Source organism: Methylobacterium sp. Leaf111, assembly GCF_001423285.1.
Lineage (GTDB): Bacteria > Pseudomonadota > Alphaproteobacteria > Rhizobiales > Beijerinckiaceae > Methylobacterium.
On record NZ_LMNE01000067.1, the window covers coordinates 126,376 to 144,808 of the forward strand.

The 18,433-nt window shown below is 67.5% G+C and carries 13 protein-coding genes and 2 tRNA genes; 6 read left to right on the plus strand and 9 right to left on the minus strand.

The window, feature by feature from the left end; translation table 11 throughout:
• Nucleotides 1-22: 22 nt before the first annotated feature.
• The 4 genes from ASF41_RS21155 to ASF41_RS21170 all read left to right on the plus strand — a co-directional run bounded on the left by ASF41_RS21155 (nucleotide 23) and on the right by ASF41_RS21170 (nucleotide 8,397).
• Nucleotides 23-1,549, plus strand: coding sequence for a hypothetical protein (locus tag ASF41_RS21155; RefSeq protein WP_082501483.1), 1,527 nt, complete (start codon nucleotides 23-25; stop codon nucleotides 1,547-1,549).
• Nucleotides 1,550-1,678: 129 nt separating this feature from the next.
• Entirely contained in the window at nucleotides 1,679-3,007 is a 1,329-nt protein-coding gene (locus tag ASF41_RS21160; protein ID WP_200941303.1) for an MFS transporter, read from the plus strand.
• Nucleotides 3,008-3,164: 157 nt separating this feature from the next.
• Nucleotides 3,165-4,985, plus strand: coding sequence for a translational GTPase TypA (gene typA, locus ASF41_RS21165; protein WP_056212074.1), 1,821 nt, complete (start codon nucleotides 3,165-3,167; stop codon nucleotides 4,983-4,985).
• 436 nt (nucleotides 4,986-5,421) lie between these two features.
• Nucleotides 5,422-8,397, plus strand: coding sequence for an Eco57I restriction-modification methylase domain-containing protein (locus ASF41_RS21170; protein WP_056496718.1), 2,976 nt, complete (start codon nucleotides 5,422-5,424; stop codon nucleotides 8,395-8,397).
• A gap of 28 nt (nucleotides 8,398-8,425) precedes the next feature.
• Here ASF41_RS21170 and ASF41_RS21175 read toward each other — a convergent pair whose 3' ends face one another.
• The 7 genes from ASF41_RS21175 to ASF41_RS21205 all read right to left on the minus strand — a co-directional run bounded on the left by ASF41_RS21175 (nucleotide 8,426) and on the right by ASF41_RS21205 (nucleotide 14,575).
• Entirely contained in the window at nucleotides 8,426-10,081 is a 1,656-nt protein-coding gene (locus ASF41_RS21175) for an acyl-CoA synthetase (RefSeq protein WP_056496723.1), read from the minus strand.
• A 744-nt stretch (nucleotides 10,082-10,825) separates the two neighbouring features.
• Nucleotides 10,826-11,206, minus strand: coding sequence for a hypothetical protein (locus tag ASF41_RS21180; protein WP_056496726.1), 381 nt, complete (start codon nucleotides 11,204-11,206; stop codon nucleotides 10,826-10,828).
• A 15-nt stretch (nucleotides 11,207-11,221) separates the two neighbouring features.
• The gene (locus tag ASF41_RS21185) at nucleotides 11,222-11,503 is read right to left on the minus strand and encodes a hypothetical protein (RefSeq protein ID WP_056350857.1); all 282 of its coding nucleotides are present in this window, start codon (nucleotides 11,501-11,503) and stop codon (nucleotides 11,222-11,224) included.
• Between the two features lie 264 nt (nucleotides 11,504-11,767).
• Nucleotides 11,768-11,842: transfer RNA gene (locus ASF41_RS21190), tRNA-Thr, on the minus strand.
• Nucleotides 11,843-12,001: 159 nt separating this feature from the next.
• On the minus strand, nucleotides 12,002-12,460 hold the full coding sequence (locus tag ASF41_RS21195; RefSeq protein WP_056212083.1) for an NUDIX hydrolase: 459 nt from the start codon (nucleotides 12,458-12,460) through the stop codon (nucleotides 12,002-12,004).
• Between the two features lie 365 nt (nucleotides 12,461-12,825).
• A complete protein-coding gene (locus ASF41_RS21200; RefSeq protein WP_200917550.1) occupies nucleotides 12,826-13,290 on the minus strand; it encodes a MarR family winged helix-turn-helix transcriptional regulator in 465 nt (154 codons plus the stop codon).
• A 217-nt stretch (nucleotides 13,291-13,507) separates the two neighbouring features.
• Entirely contained in the window at nucleotides 13,508-14,575 is a 1,068-nt protein-coding gene (locus tag ASF41_RS21205; RefSeq protein ID WP_056212088.1) for an HD-GYP domain-containing protein, read from the minus strand.
• 244 nt (nucleotides 14,576-14,819) lie between these two features.
• Between ASF41_RS21205 and ASF41_RS21210 the strand changes: the two genes are divergently transcribed.
• A tRNA-Ser gene (locus ASF41_RS21210) sits at nucleotides 14,820-14,909 on the plus strand.
• 31 nt (nucleotides 14,910-14,940) lie between these two features.
• Complete coding sequence (locus ASF41_RS21215; protein WP_244479740.1) at nucleotides 14,941-16,554, plus strand: site-specific integrase; 1,614 nt, start codon at nucleotides 14,941-14,943, stop codon at nucleotides 16,552-16,554.
• Nucleotides 16,555-16,571: 17 nt separating this feature from the next.
• On the opposite strand, the gene ASF41_RS21220 is transcribed toward ASF41_RS21215, so the two are convergent.
• Entirely contained in the window at nucleotides 16,572-17,978 is a 1,407-nt protein-coding gene (locus ASF41_RS21220) for a DNA phosphorothioation-associated putative methyltransferase (protein ID WP_162242142.1), read from the minus strand.
• Nucleotides 17,975-18,361: a hypothetical protein gene (locus ASF41_RS25485; protein WP_162242143.1), complete on the minus strand. Its 387-nt coding sequence runs from the start codon at nucleotides 18,359-18,361 to the stop codon at nucleotides 17,975-17,977. Before ASF41_RS25485 ends, ASF41_RS21220 begins: the two co-directional genes overlap by 4 nt.
• Nucleotides 18,362-18,433: the final 72 nt, after the last annotated feature.

The following is an 18,433-nucleotide window of genomic DNA, read 5'->3' on the forward strand; positions in this document are numbered from 1 at the left end:
GGCTACGCTAACCCTCTCCACCGTGACACATCCGCGGACCTTCCCCCTCGCTGCGCCCTCCGGCGTTCCCCGTCAGCCGGCTCGCCCGCGGGTCGTCCCGTCGGCGTTTCTGCCGCTTCTCCTGGGGTTCGCGGCAAGCCCTGCCGGCGCGCAGACCACCGATACGAGTTGCTACGTCACCGGCGGCGGCACCCTGGAGATCTGCCGGGGGAGCGAGGCCGAAGGGGTGTTCTTCGCGCCCCCGGCCTGTGAATCCGCCAGCGGCGTGCAGGTGATCCGCACGACGCCCGGCACCGGACCGCTCCAGGCCGTGTACCAGGCCGAGACGCCCCTGATCGCCAAGAAATCCCGGCGCGGCGCTGCGGACGGGGCCTGCGCGCCGCGCCGTGCCACCGACCCCCTCGACGGCGGCTCGGTCCGCTCCGGGGCGATGCCGGAGCAACTCGCCACCACGATGCCGCCGACCCAGGGGCGCCTGTGGGAAATGGCCCGCGAAGTCGCCCGCAGCCAGGAGGGCGCCGGCGCCCAGGAGCGCGGACGCCGCCGCGGCCGTCGCCGGGCCGAACCCGCACCGGCCCCGGCGCCCGAGCCGGCCGGCGAGGGCATCGCGGCCCGGCATCCGATGACGGTGGCGGGGCGCGCCTGGGGCGGGGATGCCTACAGCTACGTGTTCTTCCTCGCGGCGGTGCCCACCGAGGCCGGCAACCGGCACGCGCTGCTCCAGGCCCGCACGCTGGACTTCGCCAGCTTCGACATCCGCGGCCGCACGGAGGCGGGCACGGTCTGGACGCCGTTCGGCGGGGACCGTCCGGAAGCACGCTCCCGCCGCGGCCGGTCGCGGACGCCCGAGGCGCCGAGCCCCAGCGCCGTCCTCGACGAGACCGGGGCGGCACTCATCGGCAACTGCGCCGGGCAGGGCTTCGACCGCACCGATCTGGTCGGCGCGATCAGCGTGGTCGATCAAGTCTACCACTACTACTACACCGACGTGCTGCCCTCGGACTGCAACGAGCCGGCGGCGAACCGGCGAATGGGCCTCTACCTGCGCACCAGCCGGGATCTCACCGCCGACCGCGTCTGGTCGCCGGCCCGGACCGTCGCCGAGCCGCTGCCGGCCCAGAGCCTGGTGCGGGTGGCCAAGGCCCGGGACATGGACCGCTGGGTGGCGGCCTATCGCTGCAACCGCCCCGCCAACACCATGGACGGTCCCGTGGCCGACATCTGCGTGCAGTACACCGCCGACCTCGCGCCGGGCTCGCTGGCGGGCCTGACCTGGTTCTCGGAGCCGCAGGCGATCATGCGCTCCACCGCCTATCTCGGCCTGCGCTCGGGCGGCGACGGGTCGGGCCGTTTCGGACGCGGCCAGCATTTCTGGATGACGGACCGGTACGGCAACCTCGCGACCCCGACGAACTACCGCGCCAAGGCCGGCTTCCTGACCTGGCTCGACCGGCTCGCGCCGGGGCCGGGCGGCGCGAACGCGTCCAGCGTGTTCGGCCGCCCCGTCTACTGGGCCACCTGGTCCGTGCGGCCGGTGGCGGCGAAGTAGCGGCCGGGCCCGGCGCGTATCGGTTGGAGCGGGGCATCGGGCTCGACCGTGTGCCCCATTGCGTGCGGGGCGGTCCGGGGCTTGCTGGACCGTCCCTCCGCCCCGCTCGATCGCCCGGGAGACCACCGCATGTCCGAACCTTCGATGCCAGAGTCCGCGCCGCGCCAGCCGGCCCGGGCCGCCGTCGCGGCCTTCGTCGGCACCACGATCGAGTGGTACGACTTCTTCATCTACGGCACGGCCGCCGCCCTGGTGTTCGGGCCGCTGTTCTTCGCCGAGGCGACGCCCTTCGTGGCGACCCTGGCGGCCTTCGGCACCTTCGCGGTCGGCTTCTTCGCCCGGCCCCTCGGCGGGCTGGTCTTCGGACATGTCGGTGACCGGCTCGGGCGCAAGAAGGCGCTGGTGGTCACCCTGGTGATGATGGGCCTGGCCACCACCGGCATCGGTCTGCTGCCGACCTATGCCAGCATCGGCATCTGGGCGCCCCTCGCCCTCGTGGTCCTGCGCATCCTGCAGGGCATCGCGGTCGGCGGCGAGTGGGGCGGGGCGGTGCTGCTCGCCGCCGAGCATGCCCCAAAGGGACGCTCGACCTTCTTCGCCTCTTTCGCCCAGCTCGGCAGCCCGGCCGGGCAGATCCTGTCGCTGCTGGCCTTCCGCGTCGCCGGCCTGATGGACAGGGAGAGCTTCCTCGCCTGGGGCTGGCGCCTGCCCTTCCTCGTCAGCGTCGTGCTGCTCTTTGTCGGCCTGTTCATCCGCCTCGGCGTCGGCGAATCACCCGACTTCCAGGAGGATCGAGACGCCGCGAGCCGGACGGCCGCCCCGGCCCAGGCCCCGATCCGCGAGGTTCTGGCCACCAGCCTGACGCCGCTCGCCCTGGCGGCGGGCGCCAACACCTTCGCGATCGGATCGGTCTACCTCTTCAACACCTTCATGATCACCTACACGACCCAGTATCTCGGCCTGCCCCGGGCAACGATCCTCGACGCGCTGCTGGTGGCGGCCTGCGTCCAGTTCGTGATGACGCCGGTGGGCGCGCGGATCGCCGAGGCGATTCGCAACGAGCGCCTGTTCCTCCAGGGCACCCTGATCTGGGCGATGCTGGCGCCCTATCCCCTGTTCCTCCTGGTCGATCTCGGCTCCGTCCCCGCCCTGATGCTCGGCCTTGCCCTCAACGTGCTCGGCAGCGCCACCTTCTACGCGGTCATCGCCGGCTACGTGGCCGGCGCCTTCCCCACGCGGGTGCGCTACACGGCGATCTCCGTCGCTTACCAGGTCTGCGGCGCGATCGCGGGCGGCCTGACCCCGATCATCGGCACCCTCCTGGCCGAGCGCTTCCAGGGCCATTGGTGGCCCATCGCCGCCTTCGGCACCACGCTCGCGGCGATCTCGTTCGTATGCGTCACCACGCTTGGCCGCTACCGGGGTCGGGCCATGCGCCTGGAGGCCGCCCGCGCCTGACGGGGGTGGGGCATGCTTGGTCCGACGGCGGTCGCCCCTTGCCCCGGAGCCTCACACCTTATATTGCGACGCGATAGCTCGATCCCGTGACCCGGCGCAGCCGGCCGCATTCCTGCGGCCCGTCGCGTGACGGGCTCTTCTCGCTTCCGGATACCCTATGAAGCTTCGCAACATCGCCATCATCGCCCACGTCGACCACGGCAAGACGACGCTCGTCGACAAGCTGCTGTCGCAGTCCGGATCGTTCCGCGAGAACCAGCGCGTCGAGGAACGCGCCATGGACTCGAACGATCTCGAGAAGGAGCGCGGCATCACCATCCTGGCCAAGGCGACCTCGGTCGTCTGGAAGGACACCCGCGTCAACGTCGTGGACACCCCCGGTCACGCCGATTTCGGCGGCGAGGTGGAGCGCATCCTCTCGATGGTCGACGGCGTGATCGTGCTCGTCGACGCGGCCGAGGGCCCGATGCCCCAGACCAAGTTCGTGGTCGGCAAGGCCCTCAAGATCGGCCTGAAGCCGATCGTGGCGATCAACAAGGTCGACCGTCCGGACGCCCGCATCACCGAAGTGGTGAACGAGGTGTTCGACCTCTTCGCGGCCTTGGACGCCACCGACGAGCAGCTCGACTTCCCGATCCTCTACGGGTCCGGCCGCGCCGGCTGGATGGCGACGGCGCCCGACGGCGACCAGAGCGAGGGCCTCGCCCCGCTGTTCGACCTCGTGCTCGAACACGTGCCCCAGGCCAAGGTCGAGGAGGGTCCGTTCCGGATGCTCGGCACCCTGCTGGAGGCCAACCCGTTCCTCGGCCGCATCATCACCGGCCGCATCGCGTCCGGCACCGTGAAGCCGAACCAGGCCATCAAGGTCATGGACCGCACCGGCAAGCTCGTGGAGACCGGTCGCGTCTCGAAGATCCTGGCCTTCCGCGGCCTGGAGCGCGCGCCCATCGATGTGGGCGAGGCCGGCGACATCGTCTCCATCGCGGGCCTCGTGAAGGGCACCGTGGCCGACACCTTCTGCGATCCGCAGGTCGAGACCCCGATCCAGGCCCAGCCGATCGATCCGCCCACCGTCACCATGTCCTTCATCGTCAATGATTCGCCGCTGGCCGGAACCGAGGGCGATAAGGTCACGAGCCGCATGATCCGCGACCGCCTGTTCAAGGAGGCCGAGGGCAACGTCACGCTTAAGATCGAGGAGGCGGCCGACAAGGATTCGTTCTTCGTCTCGGGCCGCGGCGAACTCCAGCTCGCCATCCTGATCGAGACCATGCGCCGCGAGGGCTTCGAGATCGCCGTCTCGCGTCCCCGCGTGGTGCTCTCCAAGGACGAGAACGACAACGTCCTCGAGCCGGTCGAGGAGGTCGTGGTCGACGTCGACGAGGAGTATTCCGGCGTCGTCGTGCAGAAGATGTCCGAGCGCAAGGCCGAGATGATCGAGATGAAGCCGTCGGGAGGCTCCCGCCTGCGCCTCGTCTTCCATGCGCCCACCCGCGGCCTCATCGGCTACCAGGGTGAGCTCATGACCGATACGCGCGGCACCGCGATCATGAACCGTCTGTTCAAGGCCTACGAGCCCTACAAGGGCGAGATGCCCGGCCGCCGCAACGGCGTGCTGATCTCCAACGACAAGGGCGAGGCCGTGGCCTACGCCATGTGGAACCTTGAGGATCGCGGCCCGATGATGATCGAGCCCGGCGCCAAGGTTTACCAGGGCATGATCATCGGCGAGCACAACCGCGAGAACGATCTCGAGGTGAACGTGCTCAAGGGTAAGAAGCTCACCAACATCCGTACCACCTCGAAGGACGAGGCCGTGCGCCTGACGCCGCCGATCCGCATGACCCTGGAGCGCTCGCTCGCCTGGATCCAGGACGACGAGCTGATGGAGGTCACGCCGAAGTCGATCCGCCTGCGCAAGACCTACCTCGACCCCAATGAGCGCAAGCGCTTCGAGCGCTCGGGCGGCGTCGCCTAAGCACGCACACCCTTCTCAAGCACCGATGACGGGAGGCCGGGCGAAAGCCCGGCCTTTTTTCGTTTTTCCGTCCCGCCTCTCGCGCCCTCGGCGGCGCCTCAGGATCGCAAAATAACACCTAGAATATATTTATTACCAACGTTAGGTTGGGCCATGTTCAGCGTTCCCGCTTTCGATCGCCCCCGCCCTGCAGCCTTCCCCAGGTGGCCCCTGCGACGACCTCGATCCCGCCCCGGTCGGAGACCGGCCTCTTCGGGTCTGCCCGGTCCGTTCGGACGGGAGTCGCGGGCGCCCGCGCTGTGGTGCTCCGCAACGCCGTGCGGGGAGGCCCGGCAGGCGGCCGGGCCTGTCCGTCTTCGCCCCGGTGCCGGTCCGGCGATCGGATGACGCCGGAACACGCGGTCGAGATGGATGCGCAAGCGTTGGAGTGTTTCGGATGGACCTGCAGCGAGGCCGCGAGTTCGATCAGTTTCTCGTCGTCCTGGACCGGTTGTGCCAGCGCTTCGCGAAGTATCGTCCGGAATATCGCAAGGGGCTGGACGAGTACTCGCTGCGGAACGAGTACCTCGATCCGTTCTTCGAGGCACTGGGCTGGGACGTCAGGAACACGAAGGACGACCCGCCCTTCATGCGCGACGTGCGGGTCGAGTACAGGGCCTATGACGGCGTCATCAACGGCAAGGCGGATTACGTCTTCCGGATCGGCGGGTTCGATCGCTTCGTCTGCGAGGCGAAGAAGTTTCCCGAGAAGCTGGAGAACCACCGGTTCCAGCTGCAGAACTACGTCTACAACCTGCGTCTCTGGATCGGCCTTACGACGAATTTCGACGAGTTGAACCTGTTCGTCGTCGGGGGGAAGCCGAGTCGGGAGAAGCCGTTCAGCGTCGTGCCGGGCTGGCGCCTCTGCTACCAGGATTACCGGGATGCGGCGCCCAAGATCTGGGACCTGCTGTCACGGCAAGCCGTCGCGGCCGGTTCCCTGGAAGCCTTCATCCAGAACCTGCCCAAGGTCACCTCCCGGACCGACCGTCAACTCTGGCTGATCAAGCCGGACCGCAACCGGGCCGTCGATACCGATTTCCTGCAATACCTCGAAGGCGAGCGCGCCCGGCTGGCCGAGTCCCTGATCCGGCACAACGCAGCCCTGCACTGGGACGTGGAGTCGATCAACGAGGCCGTCCAGGTGATCCTCGATCGCCTCATCTTTCAGAGGGTCTGCGAGGACCGCGATATCGATACCTTCCAGACGCTCCGGCAGGCGTTGGCGCTCTGGGAACGGCACGGACGCCGGAAGGGCGAGCTGTGGACCGTGATCGTCGGCAACCAGGCGAACATGCGGGCGGCCTTCAACGGCGGGCTCTATGGACGGGCCGGAGCGCCGGCCCACTTCGTCGAGTCCTGCGTGGTCGATGACCGATGGCTCGCCGATTTCATCGATCATCTGGCCGGTGACGAGTCGCCCTATCTCTTCAGCACCCTGCCGATCGAGATCCTGGGGTCGGTCTACGAGCGCTTCCTCGGTTCGGTCATCGACGAACAGGGGAACGTCACCCCGAAGCCCGAGATCCGGAAGCAGGGCGGCGTCTTCTACACGCCCGAGCACATCGTCGCCCACATCGTCGACGGCGCCCTGGCGCCGCTCCTCGACGGCAAGACGCCGGAACAGATGCGTCGCATCCGGATCCTCGATCCGGCCTGCGGGTCCGGAACCTTCCTGATCCGTGCACTGGAAATGCTCTTTCAGGCGCATATCCACTATTACCATCTCAACGTGGACAAGCGGGACGGCAAATCCGTCTATCTCGACGCCCATGGCGACCTGAAGCTGACCAGCGAGCTGAAGAAGCGCATCACCAAGGATTGTATCTTCGGCGTCGATATCGATCGCCAGGCCACCGAAGTCTCGGAGATGTCGATCTATCTCAAGATCCTCGAGGGCGAGACCCAATCCACCCTGGGGCGGCAGAGGGTACTGTTCCCGAACGAGACGTTTCTTCCGGACCTGACCGGCAACATCCATGTCGGAAACAGCCTCGTCGGACAGGATGCCCACGCGCTTCTGCCGGCCGGCCTGCGGATCACCGAGGCGAAACCGTTCTCTTGGGAGCTGTCGTTTCCGGAGGTCCGTGCCCGCGGCTGGTTCGACGCGGTCATCGGCAATCCGCCCTACGACGTCATCGAGAAGGAGCGCGGCGCGGCCTCCTGGCCCCACGATGTCTTCCGCGCCTACCTCGCCCGGACGGACCGACTGGACGCCGCGAAGGGCGGCAAGCTGAACCTGTTCCGGTTCTTCCTGATCCAGAGCCTGCAGCTCGTCAGGCACAACGGTTCCCTGGGCATGATCGTGCCCCTGGCGCTGCTCGCCGACTTCAGCTGCAAGACGACGCGCCTCGCGGTCCTGGATCAGGTCGACGAGCTGAACGCGCGGGCCTTTCCCCAGAAGGACATCCGCCAGCATCGCGTCTTCTACGATGCCAAGCTGTCGACGGTGATCGTCGGAGGCCGCAAGCGCCCGCCGTCCCGGCGCAAGCACAACCCGCGCATCAGCCTCCACGTCTATCCCCGGGCGTCGTTCGACGATCCCTCCCGGGACGTCACGATGCGACGGAGCGAACTGGCGGCCATCGATCCCCTGGGCCTGCCGATCCCGATCACCGATCAGGTCTCATGGGAGCTGGCCAAGAAGCTGCATCAGGCGAACTCGGTCGCGCGCCTCGACGGAATCGCGGGGATTCGGATCGCGCGCGGCGAGATCAACCAGACGATCTACCGCGCCTACATCACGGACGATCCCCGACATAGCAGGCTCCTGAAGGGCGTGGAGGTCTCCGCCTACGCGATCCATCGCATCCTGAGCCAGGGGCGCGTCGAATGGTTCGACCGTGCGCGCTACGAGCAGGCCCACATCACGCCGGATGCCGTCGGCGTCCGGCGCATCGCGACCCAGAGGATCACCGGCGTCGACGAGCGGCATCGGATCGTCGCGACCCTCTCGGAGCCGGGCTGGTACTTCGCCGATTCGACCAACGCGGTCGTCGTCGCACCGACTTGCGATCTGTCCCCGAAATACATCCTCGCCTGCCTGAACAGCCGGCTGCTGCAATGGCGATTCCAGCTGACCAGCTCCAACAACAATGTCGGAACGAACGAACTCGCCGCCTTGCCGATCAAGTTGCTCGACCTCGGAGATGCCGGCGAGGCGCGGACGCACGCTGCGATCGTCGCCCAGGTCGGACACCTGATGCAGCTGGGTGCGCGCCTCAATGCCAATCCCAGCGTGAAGGTCCGGGCGGAGGCGATCGAGCGCTTCCGAGAGGTTCGCTCCAATCTCGATCGGACGATCGAGACGCTCTACAGCCTGACGACGGATGATGCGGCTCTGGTCCATCGCAGGTTCGCGGCCCCACCGTGAGCGGGCGCCGGGCGGGGCCGTCGCCCGCTCACGTCTCCTTCGCCCGTTCCCGCAGCAGGTACTTCTGCACCTTGCCGGTCGAGGTCTTCGGCAACTCTCCGAACACGATGTGGCGCGGGAGCTTGTAGCCGGCCAGCCGCTCGCGGCACCAGGCGATGAGGACGTCGGCCTCCACGGTGGCATCGGGCTTCAGCTCGACGAACGCCATCGGGGTCTCACCCCACTTCGCGTCGGGGCGGGCCACGACCGCGGCGGCGGAGACGGCGGGGTGGCGGAACAGGGCGTCCTCCACCTCGATGGAGGAGATGTTCTCGCCGCCCGAGATGATGATGTCCTTCGAGCGATCCTTGAGCTGGATGTAGCCGTCCGGATGCTTGACCCCGAGGTCGCCGGAGCGGAACCAGCCGCCCGCGAAGGCGGCCTGCGTCGCCTTCGGATTCTTCAGGTAGCCGCGCATCACCACGTTGCCGCGGAACATCGCCTCGCCCATCGTCTCGCCGTCAGCGGGCACGGATTCGCAGGTCTCGGGATCGCGGATGTCGAAGCCCTCGAGCACGGGATAGCGCACGCCCTGGCGCGCCATCCTGGCGGCGCGGACCTCGTCGTCGAGGGCGTCCCAGTCCCGATGCCAGGCATTCACCACGGCCGGGCCGTAGGTCTCGGTGAGACCGTACAGGTGGGTGACGTCGAAGCCGGCGGCCCCCATGGCGCCGAGAACCGCCTGGGGCGGCGGCGCGGCCGCCGTCAGGAAGGCGACCCGCCGGGGCAGGGGGCGGCGCTCCGCCGCGGGCGCGTTCAAGAGGAGCTGCATCACGATCGGCGCGCCGCACAGATGCGTGACGCCGTGCTCGGCCAATGCCGCAAAGAGCGCGCCGGCCCGGACCTGGCGCAGGCAGACATGGGTGCCGGCGACCACCGAGAGGGTCCAGGGAAAGCACCAGCCGTTGCAGTGGAACATCGGCAGGGTCCAGAGATAGACCGGGTGCTGCCCGAGGTTGCCCGTGATGACGTTGCCGAGGCAGAGCAGGGCGGCGCCGCGATGGTGGTAGACCACGCCCTTCGGGTCGCCGGTGGTGCCCGACGTGTAGTTCAGCGAGATCGCGTCCCACTCGTCGCCGGGCATCGCCCAGTCCCAGGCCGGGTCGCCCTCCGCCAGCAGGGCCTCGTAGCCGAGGCTGCCGACCGCCGTGCCGGGGCCGGTGAATTCCGGATCGTCAACGTCGATCACCAGGGGCTTGACCCGGGCCTGGGCCAGCGCCGGGGCCACGACCTTCGAGAATTCCCGGTCGGTGATCAGCACCTTGGCCTCGCCGTGGTCGAGGCAGAAGGCGAGACCGGCGGCGTCCAGGCGGGTGTTCAGGGTGTTCAGCACGGCGCCGGACATCGGCACCCCGTAATGGACCTCGATCATCTCGGGCGTGTTGGCGAGGACGACCGCGACGGTGTCGCCGCGCCCGATGCCGCGTGCCGCGAGGGCCGCCCCGAGGCGGCGGCAGCGCGCGTAGAGCTCGGCATAGCTGCGCCGCAGGGGGCCGTGGATCACCGCACAGTGATCCGGGAAGACCCGCGCCGACCGGTCGAGGTAGCTCAGGGGCGTCAGCGGCTGGTAATTCGCCGGGTTCCGGTCGAGGTCCCGGTCATAGATCGATGGCGCGGCCCTGGCGGCCGTCGTTGAGGCGGTCATCGGCGTATCTCCCTGGCGAGAGAGTACCCCGTCGCGGCGTTCCGACAAATCGCCCCGGATCATCGCCCACAAGGGGCCTTGCGTGGCGACGCAGGCCCGAACGGGCGGCGGCTGCGGCAGCGGCGCCCTGTCTCAGGTGGTAGGCGACCTCCCGGCCGCCGGAGCGGATCGGCGACGCGGTGCTCAGGCGAAGGGTGTCCCCCGCGAGGGAAACGAGGCGCGGCTGGGTCTGCCCGAGCCCGTTCGGGAGCAGGGACACGGCCATCGTGCGGGAGAGCAGACCCTCCGCCGCGATTCCAGCGTCCTCGGTTCGGACCGGACGGACAACCTCCTGAACGCGCACATCCAGGCGACGCAGGGTAGTGAGCTGCCGACGGCGCGGACATGACGATCCGCGGGAGCTGACGGGCTGCCACACGAATGCGCTGCTCCGAGCGACCGTAAGGCAGATGGATCCTGCGCGTCTGCGTTTCGCTCAGAACGCTTTGCTTCGGATCTGGCGAATGCCGGATACGCTGCGGCATGAGAGCCGATCACGACATCGGCCTCAACGTCGCTTCCCATTTCGCCCTCCCGCTGCCGGAGGCCGTATCAAAGCATCTTCCGCAGTCCAGACTTGCTGCCCAGGCTGCCGCAATGCGGCAGGCGATTTCCATAGCGATATGCGCGGCGTGACATGGTTACGATATCATCGCCCGGCTTCTCTTAGCGGCTGTCGGCAAAGCTTGTGCATGCGGCAACGTTTCAGGCGCCGCGCTCCCTCGCTCGGTTCATGACCCTCAGGCGAAGGGGGCGCCCCGCGACGGCACCGCCGAGACCGTCCGTGATCGAGAGCGGGAAACAACGCGCGATGCCCCCGAGCACGCCAGCGAGGAACTCTTTCTGAGCCGCATCGTCGCCCGTAAGCTTCGCGTGCGTGATCCGCGGTTGCCCCTGGAGGCTGCCATCACGCCTGATGCTGAGCAGCACCGTGACCTCTGAGCCGGCCGAGCCTGCCGGGCCCCCCACCGACTGCGAACACGAGCCGAGAGCCTGCCACAGCCCGGCTAGGGTCGATGCCGGCTCAGCGCGGGCGGCGGGAGTGATCGCGACGGCCAGTACCAGGGCGAGGATCGGAGAGCGCATGCGGTCCGCAGACGATCAACGGGCCTGCGGCTCGGCGGGCTGAGCCCCACGGAGGGCCTCCCCGAGATCGTCGTCCTCCTCGTCATCGGGCTCCTCGGTGGAGTACCCGTCCCGGTCCGGAGCCGACAGTTCTCTTTGCCCGCGTGGCTTCCCGTCCAGGCCGAGATCACGCTCACGCTTCGTGCGTGGCGCTTCGCGCGTGCTCGGGCCATCGGATGGAGGCTGAAGGCTCTGCGCGCTCGCATGCGCCGCCATGAACAGGCTGATGGCCACCAGCGATAGGGTCGCGCGTTTCATGGGAATGCTCCAAGGCCGGCGGTTCCAGACCCATGCACGGTCCTACACCCTGCTTCGCCCCGTGTCCGCTTCCGCCATCCGCTGCCGGTCGGGGGGGCTTCGAACGGCCGATAGCAGGGTCGTACGGGGCGTGCGGGCGGCTGACGCAAGGGTGCGAAAACCGCGTTCCGAACCTGGACCGCCCGCGTGCTGCCCAGACTAAAAGCCGGACCGGGCGGCAGTCGGCACCATCACCCCGAACGCGCTGTTTTTGTTGGAGAATAATGGTGCTGCTGGACAGGATTGAACTGTCGACCTCCTCATTACCAATGAGGTGCTCTACCACTGAGCTACAGCAGCTAAACGTCCTGGGTTGCGGCGAGGGCCGTGCGAACCGGACGGACGGGCAATTAGCCGATCATCATCCCCTTGGCAATCGCATCGCAGCGAATTGTGTCGGTTTCTCTCGGGTCGGTGGCCGAATTCCCACGGGCGCGGCGGGGACGTCGCCCGCCCGTCTCAGGCAAGGGCGCCGGTTTCCCGCTTGCAGGCGGCACGGATGATCGCGGCGAGCCCCGCCTCCGCAACGGCGTCGGCCGCCTCGGACGGCTTGAACCAGCGATCCTCGCGCTGATGGCGCTCCGGCCAGTGCTTGAGCTGCTTGCGCACCTCAAGGGGAAACACCTTCACCTGGCACAGGACCGCATCGCGGCTCTTCAGGCGCTTCTCGTAGAGGTAGAAGCCGAGGGGACGCTTGCCGACGGTGCCGAGGAGGCCGGCCTCCTCGTAGGCTTCCCGGGCGGCGGCGTCGTAGGGCTTGCGCCCCTTCATCGGCCAGCCCTTCGGGATCACCCAGCGCCGGCTCTCCCGCGAGGTGATGAGCATGATCATGAAGCCGCCATCGGGCATTCGCCGGAACGGCAGAACACCAACCTGCCGTCGCGGGGCCAGATCCGCTTCGCCCGCATGCGCACTCATCGGTCGGAAACGCCGGACCGACCGGCAAGTTCGACCCTGATGCGTCCTGGCCCGGACACGCCAGCGATCGACGGGCACGGCCCGGGGAATTCGTTTGCCGGAACCCGGGACGGGGTCGTGATGGCCTGCTGAACCGGTCGGTGGGAATCCACGATACGCTCAATCCCGCACAGGTTGTGAACGAGGGCTTGTCCGCGGCATCGCGCGCTCGACAGCACCGCCTTAGCGGCCCTGTCCCGTTCGGTTCAAGAAAAACTTACCCGGCAAAATTACCGGCCTTCCAGGGAGCGGCGGCGTCCGAAGCCGGGCTCGGCGGCTCGGCGGCTCGGCGGCTCGGCGGGGTGCGGGGCCGGCGCTCTGGTCCGTTACCCGGCCGCACTGAGGTTCTCGATCAGGGCGTTCAGGTCGGCCCGCATGGCCTGCACCTCCGGCTCCGACATGTTGAGCTGGCACATCACGGATTCTCGCACGGCGGCCGCCTCGGCCCGGAGCCCCTGTCCGCGCGGCGTGAGCGCGATCTCGACCTCGCGCTCATCGGAGCGCCGTCGGCTCCGGACGAGGAAGCCCGCCACCTCCAGGCGTTTCAGGACAGGGGTCAGGGTGCCGGAATCCAGGCGCAGGCGCCGCCCGATCTCCGAAACCGTGATGCCGTCGGTCTCCCACAGCACCAGGAGGACGAGGTATTGCGGGTAGGTCAGGCCCATCCGCTCCAGCATCGGGCGGTAGGACTTCGTCATCCGGTGGGCGGCCGCGTAGAGGGCGTAGCAGAGCTGGTTGTCGAGGAGCAGCGGATCGGTGAGGGGCGCGGTTGTCTCGCGGGAAGCGTCCATCATGCATGCCATGCCACTGAAATCCCGAAGCCCGCGACCGCGGCGTCCCAGCAAGACGACGGGGACCGCCCCTGCGGACAATCGAGGATAGCGGACGTAGATGCCTCTAGTATATGCCTGTTTCGCCGCAGCGGTAACAGGATCCCGGCCTTCTGTCGCCCTCCGGATCCGGTGATGTCTCGCCGGCTGAGCCGGGATCCGCGGCGTCCGGCCGGGGTCAGGCGGCCGCGTTCTCGGGCGGATGCTCCGCGATCAGGCCGACAATGTCGGTCCACCGCGAGACGAAGGCGGCGACGCAGTCGGGATCGAAATGCGTCCCGGCCTGTGCCTCGATGTGCTGGCGAGCCCGCTCCAGGGACCAGGCCTTCTTGTAGACCCGCTCGGAGATGAGGGCGTCGAACACGTCGGCCACCGCGATGATCCGGCCGGCCAGGGGAATCTCGGTGTTCCTCAGGCCCTGGGGGTAGCCTTCGCCGTCCCAGCGCTCGTGATGGGTGAGGGCGATGTCGGAGGCGAGCTGCAGCAGGTGGGACGGGCTGTCGTGGAGCATGCGGTAGCCCCGCAGGGCATGCTGCTTCATCTCCTCGCGCTCGGCCTCGGTGAGGGCGCCCGGCTTCATCAGGATATGGTCCGGGATGCTGATCTTGCCGATGTCGTGCATGGTCGACGCGAAGGCGATGTCGTTCGCCTCCTGCTCCGGGAGGCCGAGGCCCTCGGCGATCGCGATGGCGCAGCCGGCGACGCGGGTCAGGTGGCCCCCCGCCTGGTCGTCGCGGAACTCCGCGGCCAGCATCAGGCGGCGGATGATCTCCCGCTCCCGGGCTGCGGCCTCGACGACGGCCCGCTCGACGGTGTGGGCCGCCAGCCGGCCCTGGTGCTCGGCGGCCCGGCGGGCGAGGGCGAGTTCGATCAGGTTGCCGACCCGGGTCCGCAGATCGAAGGGATCGACCGGATACGCCATGAGATCGGTGGCCCCGGCGGCCGCGGCCGCGCGCCGGACCGGTGGCGCATCGTCGGCCGCGATCAGCAGGATGGGCGTCCGAGCCTGCGCCCCCAGGCCGCGCACCCGTGCGATCAGCGCGAGCACTGCGCAGGACTCCTGGGCGCCCGCCTCGACGACGATCAGGTCGCAGGCCGGCAGAGGGCCGCGATCGGTCGCGAGATCCTGGGGCAGGCCGCTGACGGGGCGGATCACGCAGCCGAGGGGGGCCAGGACGCGGATGAGATGCAGGGGCGCGGAGCCGGCCAGGACGGCGATCACGGCAGTAGCGGCGTCCGATGCCATCCCTGGGCTTCCCGATCCTGTCAATCCCCGTACGGCGTCCAAGGCGTCGCCGACGGGTTTCCGATTCGCGTCCCGCAGACCGTCGCACCGCCCCGGTTAAGCAACGCTGAAGACCCCGGCGCATCCGAACCGCGACACCGCCGGCTCCCTCGTCTTCTCCTTGGCCACGCTTTCCCGCGATCCCCGCTTGTGAAAGCCGGAGCACTCGTGCTAGTGACCGCCCGTCTCATCGAGGCGCCTTCGCGGAGAGGTGGCAGAGCGGTTGAATGCACCGCACTCGAAATGCGGCATGCCTGCAAGGGCATCGGGGGTTCGAATCCCCCCCTCTCCGCCACGCTTGCTAAAAGCTCAATCATGACGGTAAGTTGCTGATACGCAACTTGTTCGTACGGCCCGACTGGTACATTCGGGTGGTACATATGCCTTTGCCAATGGCCCGTCCCTGGAAACATCCCGACAGCGGCATCTACTATGTTCGCAAGGCTGTGCCGGTCCGGCTGCGTGCCCTCGTGGGCAAGTCGATCGAAAAGGTAAGCCTCGGGACGCACGATCCGGAGGAGGCCCGACGGCGTCATGCCAAGGCCCTCCTTGAGATCGAACAGCGGTGGGAGACCCTTCAGGCTGGCCCGAAGGAGCTGAGTGAGCGCGAAGCGCATGAGCTTGCCGCGCCAGCTCACGACCGTTGGATCACCCTCCATCGCGATAACCCGAGCTCGAATTTCTGGCGCACGGAGCTTTTCCCGCGTCTTTGGCAACGTCGCCGAGTCGGGCTGTGGGGCCGTCCCGATGTCGTCCATCAAGTTCTCCACGGCGAGTACGCCGACCGGGGCGAGGACGAGATGGAGGCTTGGTGCCTCAAGCAGGCCGATACCCAAATCGCGAAGAAGGGCCTGCAGCTCGATGAGGTCGGACGCCTGACGTTTGCCAAGGCTATCGCGGCGGCCATTCAGCGGGCGAGTCTGACGCTCGAGCAATACGCGCTCGGCAGCATGGTGGAGGAGACAGCGCCCGGGCGGGTGCAGTCCCGGGGCCGAGCGCCCGCGTCGTGCGTGTCGACGCGGGCGTCGAAGGTTCCGTTCGATGACCTAGTGAAGGGATGGGCCACCGAACGTGATCCGGTCGAGAAAACGGTCTACGACTGGACGCGGGTCTTGAAGCAACTCGCCGCGTTCCTCGGTGACGACGACGCCGTGCAGGTTACAGCCGACAAGCTCGTCGCCTGGAAGGACAGCCTCGTGGCGTCGGGGCTGTCCGCGAAGACCATCCGCGAAAGCCGCCTGGCGCCGGTGCGAGCCGTGTTGCAATGGGGCGTCGACAACCGACGGCTTGTAGAGAATCCCGCCGAGCGCATTACCATCAGCGTCAAGCAGAAGCCCGGCCAGGGTAAGCGCGGCTTCAAGGACGCCGAGGCCGCTCAGATCCTACGGGCAGCTGCGACTGAGCGCGACCCCGTCAAACGTTGGGTGCCGCTAATGTGCGCCTACTCCGGCGCGAGGCTCTCAGAGGTGTGCCAATTGCGCGTAGAGGACTTCACCGAAGTCGACGGTATCGCGGTGATGCGCTTTGACGCTGAGGCTGGGTCGCTAAAGAACGTCGGCTCGGAACGAACCGTGCCCCTGCATTCTGCGCTCGTCGCGGCGGGGTTGCTCGAATTCGTGCGCGAACAGAAGGCCGGGCCTATCTTCCCGAATCTGTTGCCCGATAAATTCGGCAAGCGCGGGGGTAATGGGACCAAAATTCTCAGCCGCTGGGTTCGCAATCTCGGGCTTACAGACCCAAGGCTCGCACCCAACCACTCCTGGCGGCATCGTTTCAAAACTTTGGCACGCAACCATAATCTCGCTGGAGATGTGACCGATGCTATCACTGGGCACTCACATCGTTCGGTCGGCGATCGATATGGCGAATACGACGTACCAACGATGAAGAGAGAGCTTGAGAAGATGCCTGTAATTTCGGAAATTCTAATACAATCGTAGAGGATACGTATTCACGTCTACGTTTTGGCCAGAACTTTCGCCTCACCGATGCCGGTAGCTGCACGATGCTCAACTTCAGCAGATCGCTGGCGCGATCGCCGTCCCATGCCAAAAACATCTGCCTTGCGTACCAGGATGCGGGGGTCGTTGCGGACGATCACATCCTGTCGCTTCAGGTCTATAGTTATCGACGTTAGCGTCTTAGGGAACGGCTGGCGCCTTCCCGTGAGCGGGAAGAGAGTGGTGCGACGACGAAGCGGGTCGAGCCGGACGATGTGCTCCTGTTCGATGTCGCCCGACAGATACAGCGCGCACCCGACGTAGCACCTCAGCACACCCTCGAGCTGGGCGACGCGTTCGCTATCGATGACTAGGCGTCCATCCTCGTCGATCGTGCCCAGACCCGCATCGGAGGCGCGCTGCATGGCGGTGACTGTGCGTTGCGGATCGGCGAGGGCGTGGAGATATTCGAGCGCCTGCTCACCGAACTGCTGCTGGCTACCGAAGTGCTGACGAATGTCGCGCACCATGGCAGGGCTCGGCCGCGCGGCCGTGTGGGACCGGTTAAGGATATTAAGCGCTTGATGGACTAGTAGGTCCTCGCGCCGTTCGGACGCCGCTCGCGCATACAGCTTTGCATCTATGCCTGCATCGTGGCTAGCCTCGATCGCCCGCGTGAACGACACACGCTCGACGGCAAGAAGATCATGGACGTCCGAGGGCACCTCGTCGGGATGGGGCAACCGCCCCCGCTCGAGCGCGAAGCTAGCTATGGCGCCGATGGCCTTAGCTATCCGATCCGCAAGTTGTGGTCTCTCGGCGGCGGTTCTGGCTGGACGATCGGCGCGGTAAGTCCAGGTAGACGCTCGGCGTCCGCGCCGTCGCTCAAGGAGGAAGTCCTGCTCGTCTTCGGGCGAGCGGAAGAGCGCGAAGATGCCCGGCGCCAAGGCGACGGGCTCGACCCCCGTCACCTGATACAGCATCGCCTTGAGCTCTGCCTGCTGGAAGTATTTTTGGAAGGTGCCCCGAGCCGTTAGGTACCCGTCGCCGAACCGACGCAGGCCGTCCACGGGCACGGCGCCGACGATCATAACCGAGACGACGAGGACGCGCGTCGCGAGCGCCCACGCCCCCTTGAGGGCACCAACCCGCTCGACCGGATCCTCGATCACGTTTAGGACAAAGCCTAAATTGACGATCTCGGCGTCATGCCGTGGCGCCTCGGGTGCGAAGTGCGGATCCCAACCTACCGCCTCCACACCCGCCGCGCCCAGTGCCCGCAGGTCGTCGCCTTGGCCGCAGCCATAGTCGAACACCGTTACGCCTGGCCGGACCATCCTATGACGAACCGCGAGCGACATCGGCTGCGACAGGGTGTGCCGCACCATGGCTGTCCGATGGCGGTGAACGGTCGCGCCGGTCATGCGGGCACCACCTCGTCCCCTAGCGCGGCTAGTCCCGCCTGCACGAGCCGATCGTTCCAGACTGCTTGTCGTCCGATGGCGTGACTGTCCTTGAACAGGCCCCTCTCGACAAGCTTTCGGGTCGTCTCGGCCCATCGACTGACGCGCGGATCATCCTGCATGACCAGCTGTTCCTTGCGATGCAGGATCAGCGGGTTGGCCGAACGGCTGAAATCAGTTCGGGCATGCTCGCCTCTCGAGACGTTCACCCGGGTCGAAGCGATGAGCCGCGGGAAGGCTGCGGCGTTAAAGTCCTCGTACTCGAGCAGGCCAACGATATGCCTCTCGACGCGCGCGACGTTCCAACGTGCCGCACTCGCGATCGCGACCGCCTCGTCGATCATCGACTGCTTATCCTTCGTGAGAGCCCCGATCGCGTCACGGTGGACGTAGAGCGCGCCGCGTACGAGCTTCCC